At 65.0% G+C, this 9,401-nt stretch carries 6 protein-coding genes and 1 pseudogene; all 7 read right to left on the minus strand.

Annotated features, from left to right (window positions below; translation table 11 throughout):
• Positions 1-152 precede the first annotated feature (152 nt).
• Entirely contained in the window at positions 153-2,075 is a 1,923-nt protein-coding gene (gene ftsH, locus JHD07_RS09415) for an ATP-dependent zinc metalloprotease FtsH (RefSeq protein ID WP_291621336.1), read from the minus strand.
• 277 nt (positions 2,076-2,352) lie between these two features.
• Entirely contained in the window at positions 2,353-3,411 is a 1,059-nt protein-coding gene (tilS, locus tag JHD07_RS09420) for a tRNA lysidine(34) synthetase TilS (RefSeq protein ID WP_291621337.1), read from the minus strand.
• Positions 3,412-3,488: 77 nt separating this feature from the next.
• A complete protein-coding gene (gene ybgF / locus JHD07_RS09425; RefSeq protein ID WP_291621338.1) occupies positions 3,489-4,562 on the minus strand; it encodes a tol-pal system protein YbgF in 1,074 nt (357 codons plus the stop codon).
• A 187-nt stretch (positions 4,563-4,749) separates the two neighbouring features.
• The gene (gene pal / locus JHD07_RS09430; RefSeq protein ID WP_291621339.1) at positions 4,750-5,238 is read right to left on the minus strand and encodes a peptidoglycan-associated lipoprotein Pal; all 489 of its coding nucleotides are present in this window, start codon (positions 5,236-5,238) and stop codon (positions 4,750-4,752) included.
• Positions 5,239-5,533: 295 nt separating this feature from the next.
• Positions 5,534-6,265: a hypothetical protein gene (locus JHD07_RS09435; RefSeq protein ID WP_291621340.1), complete on the minus strand. Its 732-nt coding sequence runs from the start codon at positions 6,263-6,265 to the stop codon at positions 5,534-5,536.
• 170 nt (positions 6,266-6,435) lie between these two features.
• The gene (locus tag JHD07_RS09440; RefSeq protein WP_291621341.1) at positions 6,436-8,757 is read right to left on the minus strand and encodes an EAL domain-containing protein; all 2,322 of its coding nucleotides are present in this window, start codon (positions 8,755-8,757) and stop codon (positions 6,436-6,438) included.
• 256 nt (positions 8,758-9,013) lie between these two features.
• Positions 9,014-9,401: pseudogene (gene tolB, locus JHD07_RS09445) on the minus strand (Tol-Pal system protein TolB); the annotation flags it as partial.

Genomic DNA, 9,401 nt, shown 5'->3' on the forward strand with positions numbered 1-9,401 from the left:
GCCTAGGCACGAAGGCAATCGCAAAGGACTGCTCCGCTCCACCCAGCGCTTCGACAGGAGGCGCCAGCAGAAAGCCAGCTCGCGATGACGAGCTTCAGGCAGAAAAAACGCGGCGTTTCCGCCGCGTCTTTCGATTCCATCTGCTGCCAAAATTAAGCCTGCGGCTGCGGCTCCAGGCCGGGATCGGGATCGGGCCGCGGGCGCGGCTTGCCGGCCGGAGGCACGGCGGAGGCGCGCGGCGTAGTCGGCTCCAGCACGGACTCGCGGTTCGGCTTCTTGCCGTTCAGCAAATCGATGATCTCGTCGCCGCTCAGCGTCTCGAACTCGAGCAGGCCCTTGGCCAAGGTTTCGAGATCCTGCCGCTTCTCGGTGAGGATACGCTTGGCTTCGTTGTAGCCCTCTTCAACGAAGCGGCGGATCTCGGTGTCGATCTTCTGGACCGTGGCTTCCGACGCATTCTGGGTGCGCGATACCGACATGCCGAGGAACACCTCGTCCTGGTTTTCGCCGTAGGACACGGTGCCGAGTTCGTCCGACAGACCCCAGCGTGTGACCATCATGCGCGCCAGTCGCGTCGCCTGATCGATGTCGGAAGAGGCGCCGGACGTCACCTTCTCCTTGCCGAAGATCAGTTCTTCCGCGACGCGACCGCCCATCATGATGGCGAGGCGCGAAGTCATCTGCTCCAGCGACATCGACAGCTTGTCGCGTTCCGGCAGCTGCATGACCATGCCAAGCGCTCGGCCGCGCGGAATGATCGTCGCCTTGTGGATCGGATCGGTGGCGACGACGTTGAGGCCGACGATGGCGTGGCCACCCTCGTGATAGGCCGTCAAGAGCTTCTCTTCCTCGGTCATGACGAGCGATTTGCGCTCGGCGCCCATCATCACCTTGTCCTTGGCCTCCTCGAACTCGGCCTGCGTCACCATCCGCTTGTTGCGGCGGGCGGCGGTCAGAGCGGCTTCGTTGACGAGATTCATCAGGTCGGCGCCGGAGAAGCCCGGGGTGCCGCGCGCGATGGTCTTGAGGTTGATATCGGGCGCCAGCGGCACCTTGCGGACGTGCACCTTCAGGATCTGCTCGCGGCCGACGACGTCGGGGTTCGGCACCACGACCTGGCGGTCGAAGCGGCCGGGACGCAGCAGGGCCGGGTCCAGCACGTCGGGACGGTTGGTGGCGGCGATCAGGATGATGCCTTCGTTCGCCTCGAAGCCGTCCATCTCGACCAGCAGCTGGTTCAGCGTCTGCTCGCGCTCGTCATTACCGCCGCCGAGGCCGGCGCCACGGTGACGACCGACGGCGTCGATTTCGTCGATGAAGATGATGCAGGGCGCATTCTTCTTGGCCTGCTCGAACATGTCGCGGACGCGGCTCGCGCCGACGCCGACGAACATTTCGACGAAGTCCGAACCGGAAATGGTGAAGAACGGCACGTTGGCTTCGCCCGCGACCGCACGCGCGATCAGGGTCTTGCCGGTGCCGGGAGGGCCGACCAGCAGCACGCCGCGCGGAATGCGGCCGCCGAGGCGCTGGAATTTGCCGGGATCGCGCAGGAATTCGACGATCTCCTGCAGGTCCTGCTTGGCCTCATCCACACCGGCGACGTCCTCGAAGGTGACGCGGCCATGCGCTTCGGTCAGCATCTTGGCGCGCGACTTGCCGAAGCCCATCGCCTTGCCGGCGCCGCCCTGCATCTGTCGCGACAGGAAGATCCAGACGCCGATCAGCGCGATGAAGGGCAGCCAGGAAACCAGCAGCGAGACGAACCAGGGCACGTTGTCGCCCGGCGGCTTCGCCGTGATCTGGACCTTGCTGTCATAGAGGCGCTTCACCAGCGTCGGATCGTTCGGCGCATAGGTCTGGAAGCTCGAGCCGTTGGTGAAGGTGCCATGGATGTCCGGCCCCTGGATCACGACGTCGCGCACGTTGCCGCGGTCAACCTCGCTCAGCAGCTGCGAGAACGCGATGTCCTGCGAGGAGGCCCGCTGACCCGGATTCTGGAAGAGCGTGAACAACGCCAACAGCAGCAAAACTATGATGACCCACAGGGCGAAATTGCGCAGATTGGCGTTCATCGATCTTCCTTCGTGGTCGCGCGGATCGCGACCCTGATCCTTGGGCAGTGGCTTTGGTCAATGCGAGGAAATCCCAAGGAATCCTCATCGTTAGACGGATACAATTTAGGTGCCGCCCCCGTCGCTGCCAAGGGAACGAGATGGGACTATTTATCCCATCTTAGCGCGATTCCCGCTGAAATAATGGCGTTCGATCGGGGGTTTTTCCGGCCTGGTTAAGGTGGCCTGACGCCGCCGGGGCAGATTGGCCGGTGTCATGATGCGCCCGATGTCGTGCTCATCTTCCGGTGCTCCGCCGGGCCGGTGCCGGCGCAATGTGGATACGCCCGCCCGCGAGGCTGATCAAGGCTCCCGCGAGGGTCTGCTTCAGCACTGACCGGCCGGTGGCGCGCCTGCGAAGGCTTGCAGCGATCGCCTGGTCCAACGCGGACAGCAAGGCTTCGACCTTGCCGAGTTCCGCCGGCCCTTCATGTCCGAGCGCGTTGACGGCCCGCAGCAGCAGCCGCAGCCGAACCTCCTCCGGCAGGGCGGCAAATGCCGCCGCCTCAAAGCTCCGGACGCCCGCCTGCGGCGCATCGCCGCGATCCCGCAAGCGCAGGAAGCGCTCTGCGCCGTCCGCGAGCACCTCGACCGCCGCATTGGCCCGCGCCAACCTTGCCGCAAGCCGAGCCAGATTTCTGCTGTCGCCGCCCTCGGCCGCCAGAAGCGGCAGCAGCGCGCGCAGCCGCGGCCGGGTGAAGGCGGTATCCCGGTTGGTGGGGTCCTCGGCAAAGCCGATCCCGGCCCGCCTCAAGGTCGCGATCAGCTGCGATTTGGGAACATCGAGCAAGGGACGCGCCAGGACTAGTCCGTCGCGCTCGCTGAGGGGCGCCATGGCCGACAGTCCGGCAAGGCCGCTGCCACGCAAGAGGCGCATCAACAGGGTCTCGGCCTGGTCGTCGCGGGTGTGGGCCGTCAGCACATGGCCCGCGCCGGCGGTCCGCGCGGCCCCTGCGAGCAGACGGTACCGGGCCTCGCGCGCAGCGGCCGGCCGCCCGGTCTTCGGCTTTGCGCCGCGCCCGCGCAGGGTCCGGTGCGGCAGGCCGAGCTCGGCGGCGAGTTGCCTGACCTCGCGCGCCTCGCGGGCCGCTTCCGGGCGCAGGCCGTGATCGACGGTGACGACGGTGAGTTGCGGGCCGCGCGCCAGGCCGCGCCGCCAGCGCGCCGCAAGCCACATCAGCGCGACCGAGTCGGGCCCGCCCGAGACCGCGAGCACCAAGGCCGGCTCAGCTTTGAAGCGCGCGAACAGGCGCCTCGCCTCCAGTGCCGAGATCGGTGAATTGTCGTCGTCTGACATGACGAGGCCCTGACAGTCGCCGGCGGATGCTCGCAAGGTTTAGCGCAGCACGTTCCGACTTGTCATGCCTCTGGACGTCAGCACTTCACCCGCTTCTGCTCGCGATCGACGGCGGCTTTGACGCCGGCGGATGCGCGCGGATATTTGCGGCCGATCTCGCCGAAGGCGGCGCAGGCCGCCTCCTTCTCCTTGAGCGCGGCGAGCGACTGGCCGAGCCGCAGCAGCGCATCCGGCGCCTTGGCCGATTTCTCGTATTTGGTGGTGACGCCGAGGAAGGCTTCGGCGGAATCGCGATATTGCTGGCGCTGGAAGTAGCTCTCGCCGAGCCAGTATTGCGCGTCTCCGACCAGGGGGTCGCTCGGGAATTTCTGCGCAAAGTTCTTCATGGTCTGCTCGGCGAGCGCATAGTCCTTGCGCTGCATGTAGCCGATGCCGAGGTCGAACTCGTCGCGCGGCGTCGCCGAGGGCGGCAGCGTCGTGAGGCCGGCGCCGCCCGATGGCGCCGGATAGCCCGGCTGGGCTGGCGGATAGGCCGGCTGTGCAGCCGGCGGCACACCCTGCTGGTAGCGGGGGTTGGCAGTGGCGAGATCGAGCGGCTCGCCGGCGCTGCGTCCGCCCGGTGCCCCGCTCGGAGCTCCTGCCGGCATCGGCTGCTGCCCGCCGCCGAGCGCGCGCGGCGCACCGGGCGCATTCGGATTCTGGTTCGGATCGAAGGCATCGCCGCGGCGGCGCGAGCCGGGTGCGCCGGGCGCCGGCTGCTCCTGAACGATCGGCGCGGGCGAGGCGATCTGCGGCTGTTCGTAATTCGGCTGCACCGCCTGCTGTTGCGTCCCCTGGCGATAGCCGGGTGCGACCTGAGCTGGTGCGGTTTGCGCGGGCGGCATCGCCGCGACGCTGGGCGCCTGTCCGGGCGCGGCCTGCGCGCCGCCCTCGAGCGCCCGCAGCCGCTCCTCGAGCTGGCGGTTACGGTATTGCAGCTCCTCGTTCTGGCCGGTGAGCTGGCGCAGCCGATTCTCCAGCCGCTCGATCCGCATCTCCGCATCGGCGTCATCCGACTGAGCGAAGATCGATTGCGCAGTTGCGGGCGCGCACAAGGAGAGCAGCGCGGCGGTCGCCACGGTGCCGGTAAAGAGCTTAAATCTGGATGACATTTTGCCCTGACGAGGAAACCGAAATGGCCTGCGACGGAACATTCGACGCGCCACAGATCGAGGTGGAGTACGCCAAAAATGTGACTGGCACCAAGGGTTTTAAGTCACAGAATGCTGAAACGAAACCGGCGCCCGAAAGGGCGCCGGCATAATCTGTTTCTGAAGATGAACGCCGCCTGACCGATCCTCAGGAGCTCGCGTTCAGCACGGTCACGGCACGACGGTTCTGCGACCAGCAGGAGATGTCGTTACAGACGGCCACCGGCCGCTCCTTGCCGTAGGAGATCGTGCGCATGCGGTTCGGATCGATGCCGCGCGAGGCAAGGAACGAACGCACCGACTGCGCACGGCGGGCGCCGAGCGCGATGTTGTATTCGCGGGTGCCGCGCTCGTCGGCATGGCCTTCGATGGTAAAGCTGTAGCGCGGATAGCTCTGGAGCCACTGCGCCTGCTTCTCCAAGGTCACGATCGCCTGCGGGGTCAGATCGGTCTGGTCGCTTTCGAAGAACACGCGGTCGCCGACGTTGACGACGAAGTCCTGCTGGCTGCCCGGCGTCGCCGCATTGGCCATCGCATCCGTCGCGGCATTCTTGTTGGCGCAGGCGCCCATCGACAGTGCGACGGCGAGCACCGCGGCCAGCTTCAATCCCTGGAGGATACGCATAGGATGTCTCATTCCGGAGCCTCCACGCTCACGTTAGTCCACTGCTGTCCGGTCTACAGGGGGTTGGTTAAGCGAACGTTCCGTCAACCTTGACGGAACCTTGCCGCAGCCGGTCAAATGCCCCCAACCAGCGAAAAGCAACCGGCATGGTTAATGGGTTGTAAATGTGGCGTGAGGGTGAAGGCAAGCAGGGATAATGGCTAAAAGGCAGGCTTCGCCTGGTCTTTTGGCCCCGCGGCATCGCCCGTCGCCGTCGCGGCCGGAACGGTGACTGATCCGGGCCGCACGATCAATTGACCGGAGAGATTCAGACTTGCGCGGCGGCGCTCCCGACGAGCACAGGCCGGGAGGCGGGCTTGCGCTGCACGCCGCGCTCGAACAGCATCCGCCGCTCGAACGCGTTCGAGCGCATGATGGGAAAGCGTGTCAGCACCTTTTCCCGGAGCTGCCGGAAATCGGACGCCATCAACGACGTCTTCATCGTATGCCACCCCGGAAAAGCGCGCGGTTCGGCCAGGGGCTCATGCAGGAAGACGCGGCGATAGAAAGGCTGGTGATCCGGGCGCACCATCGCGAGGCCGGTATCGGCGTTGAAATACTCGCAAGCCAGATAGGCCAGCCTCAGGGTCAGATACGGAAGCTCCGGAAGTCCCTTGGCCTTGTCGGGGTCCGCCGCAAGCCGTGCGGGGTCGACGAACACCTCGCCGCGATCGAGACGTCGATGGAGAACATCGCCATACAATTCGGTTGAATAGGACAGGCGGCATTCCGGCGTCAGGACGTGAATCCGCAGCGAACTGCATAGCTCACCGTCGACATAGACCCCGAAGATCCAGACGTTCGGCGCGTCGTCATAGACATCGCAAACACGCCGGGTCTCTGACGGCAAAATCAATCCGCCGTTCAGATAGGCCTTGTAGCGCAGAAGGTAGACTGGATCCCTTTCCTCGGGCGTCTCGAGCAGCCGGTAGTCGATGCGGTCGAACAACGCTGCCCCGCGCACCAGCGACGGACCGCGTGGCTCGGCATGAGACGACATCCTGTACTCCCAAACTCTCGATCAACTTCCACGAGTGGACAAAGATTAATGGGTTCTTAACAAGATTGCAAAGCTTTAGCGGGGTTAGGGTTAACCTTTGCGGCCCGCAAAATCACGGGTGCGATCGCTGCATCGATCGCGTGCGATCGGGTGCCGTGCCGTCAGCAGAGTCAGCGGGAGGAGACCACGATCAACTGCTCTTGCATGCGGCTGCCATGCGAAGCGTTGAGCAATTGCCGGACCCGCACCGCCGGGACCGGGCGGCTGAACAGGTAGCCTTGGCCTTCCGTGACGGTGCCGTCGGCGCTGATGAGCTCGAGTTGCTCACTGGTCTCGATGCCCTCGACCACCACCGACATGCCGAGGTCGGCGGACAGCCGCGCGACGCCCCGCAGCAGCGTCAAAGGCCGGTCGCTATCGATGCCTTCGAGGAAGGACCGGTCGATCTTCACCTTCTGCATCGGGAAATTGTGCAGATAGCTGAGGCTGGAATAGCCCGTGCCGAAATCGTCGAGCGAGATGCGCACGCCGAGCGCGTGCAATTGCGACAGGATATCGTGCGTGAGCTGGGTGTTACGCAGCAGCGAGGATTCCGTGATCTCGATCTCGAGCCGATGCGCCGGCAGGCCCGACACTTCGAGAGCGTAGCGGATTTCGCTCAGCACGTCGCGCTGGTGGAATTGCTGCGGCGAGAAGTTGACGGCGACGCTGACTCCGTCCGGCCACTTCATGCATTCCAGGCAGGCGCGGCGCAGGATCCAGCGGCCGAGATCGACAATCAGGCCCATGTCCTCGGCGACCGGGATGATATCGACCGGCGAGACAGTGCCGCGGACCGGATGGTTCCAGCGCAGCAGCGCCTCGCAGGTGCTGATCTTGCCCGTCTTCAGATTGACCAGGGGCTGGTAGAACAGCTCGAATTCCTCGTTCGCGAGCGCCTTGCGCAGGTCGAGTTCGAGGATGCGGCGCGCCTCGACGGTTGCCGCCATCTCGTCTCGGAAGAAACAATAGGTGCCGCGGCCGTCGGCCTTGGCGCGATAAAGCGCCATGTCGGCGTTCTTCAGGAGCGTGTCGGCGCTGACGCCCTCAGGGGAGGTCAGCGCGATGCCGACGCTGGCGCCGATCTCGACCAGATGATTATCGATCCGGTAGCGTTCGCTCAAGCGCTCGACGATACGGCGCGCCAGTGCGGCGGCATCCTCCGGCGCCGTGATGTTCTGCTGGAAGACCACAAACTCGTCGCCGCCGAAGCGCGCGACGAAATCCTCGGGTCGCAGCATTTCGCGCAGGCGATTGGCGACGGCGCAGAGCAGCTGGTCGCCGCAGGGATGGCCGAGCGTGTCGTTGACCTGCTTGAACTGGTCGAGATCGATGAACAGCAGCGCCGACAGACGCTCGGCATGATGGGAGGCCGCCAACAGACATTCGATCTCGTCGCGGAAGTGGACCCGGTTGGGCAGCGCCGTCAATTCGTCGTACCGGGCCAGATGGGTGATCTTGGCCTCGGCATTGCGCCGCTCGGTAATGTCTTCGAGCAGCAACACTGCGCCTCCGTCCGCCATCGGCTGGACGGTCCAGGACAAGGCACGGTTTCGCCCCGAGGGATCGATGGTGACGATCTCCTTCGCTTGCGAAGACTCTAACCCGGCGATGATCATCTCGCCGCTCGAAGCCGATATCGAGCCCGCGCTGATGCATGCAGCCACGACGTCACGCGCGCTGGCGCCACTCCGAACGAGATCCTCGGGCAGGTCCAGCATCTCGCCAAACCGATGATTCATCACGGCAAGCTGCCTGTCGACGCGGAACATGCACAAGCCGTGCGGCATGTTGTTCAGCGCGGTATCGAACTGGCCAGCGAGGGCTGCTTCGCGTTCGCGGGCCACGACGGCCCGCATGAATATCCTGTGCAGATTGGCGGAAAGCTGCATCACCGCCAGCAGGAACGCGGCGCTCACGAAGGCCATGGCGATGTAGTAAGGCGTGCCACGCACCGCCAAGGCGATCACGGCGGGACCGAACTGAAGCACGGCCTGTTGATGAAATATCGACGGGCGTCCGTAGGCCCTGCCCGCTCCTCCCGCCAGGATTCCCGTGGTCACGGACAGGGCGATGAGGTGGACGACGGGATCATCGTTGCTCAGCAGTGCTGTCGAGCACCACGTTCCGATCGCGGCGGCCTGGATCAGCGCCCCGCGCCGATAGCGCTTCTGCCACTTGTCGGCTTCTTCGGCAGTGAGAGCCGACTTGTGAGGGCTGAAGCGCCGGATATCGAAAACCCGGATCGCGCCCGCGACCACAAGAAACAGCACGCAGGCCCAAAGTAATGTTTGCCCGGTCTTCAGCGCGGTCAGGCTTGCCCCAAACGCAACGAAGACGATGCCCGCGAGCAACGGGCCGGACGCTTCGAACAGGGAATCGATCAGCGCCGCCGAAACCTTCGGCGCGGCCTGTCCTTGATCGGGTTCTCCGCTCTGGCTTGCGAGCTGCATCTGGGTTTGTACGCGCGTCCTGTTTGGCGCGTAGTTTTACCCAGCCGAGATGAAGCCTTTCTGAGGGAACATTGTTAAAGTCGAGTTGTTTTCGCCAACAGCAAGCCTGTTTCCGCTTAAAAATCAAGCAACTAGGCAAGCCCTGCCGGGTACAAGGTGAAGAAAGGCTTGTCGTGCGCAGCCAACCCGGAAAAATCGGCGCACTTTTCCGACAACATCGCCCGTCTGAACGGGCGAGGTCCTGGCCGCGATATCTTCAGCCGCCGGAGGTCGAGGACAGCAGCGGCGACCATGCCGGGTCGGAGGCAAAGCCCGGCGTCGGCACCTTCAGCTCGTTGCGGCCCGAAATGTCGACCGAGTACAGCGACGGTCCGCCGTTGCCGCCGGGATCGCGGAAGAACATCAGCACGCGGCCGTTCGGCGAGAAGGTCGGGCCTTCGTTGTGGAAACCGGAGGTGAGCAGCCGCTCGCCGGAGCCGTCCGGCTTCATGACGCCGATCGCGAATTGACCGCCGCCCTGCCTGGTGAAGGCGATGTAATCGCCCTTCGGCGACCACACCGGCGTCGAATAGCTGGCGTTGGTGTCGTCCTTGGAGAAGGAAATGCGCTGCGCCTGCCCGCCGCCCGCGCTCATGACGTAGATC

It is taken from the genome of Bradyrhizobium sp., from assembly GCF_016462955.1.
Taxonomy (GTDB): Bacteria; Pseudomonadota; Alphaproteobacteria; order Rhizobiales; family Xanthobacteraceae; genus Bradyrhizobium.

Bases quoted from the DNA above. Each gene is read 5' to 3' on its own strand.
- ftsH (WP_291621336.1), bottom strand. From the start codon at position 2,075: ATGAACGCCAATCTGCGCAATTTCGCCCTGTGGGTCATCATAGTTTTG.
- tilS (WP_291621337.1), bottom strand. From the start codon at position 3,411: ATGTCAGACGACGACAATTCACCGATCTCGGCACTGGAGGCGAGGCGC.
- ybgF (WP_291621338.1), bottom strand. From the start codon at position 4,562: ATGTCATCCAGATTTAAGCTCTTTACCGGCACCGTGGCGACCGCCGCG.
- pal (WP_291621339.1), bottom strand. From the start codon at position 5,238: ATGAGACATCCTATGCGTATCCTCCAGGGATTGAAGCTGGCCGCGGTG.
- JHD07_RS09435 (WP_291621340.1), bottom strand. From the start codon at position 6,265: ATGTCGTCTCATGCCGAGCCACGCGGTCCGTCGCTGGTGCGCGGGGCA.
- JHD07_RS09440 (WP_291621341.1), bottom strand. From the start codon at position 8,757: ATGCAGCTCGCAAGCCAGAGCGGAGAACCCGATCAAGGACAGGCCGCG.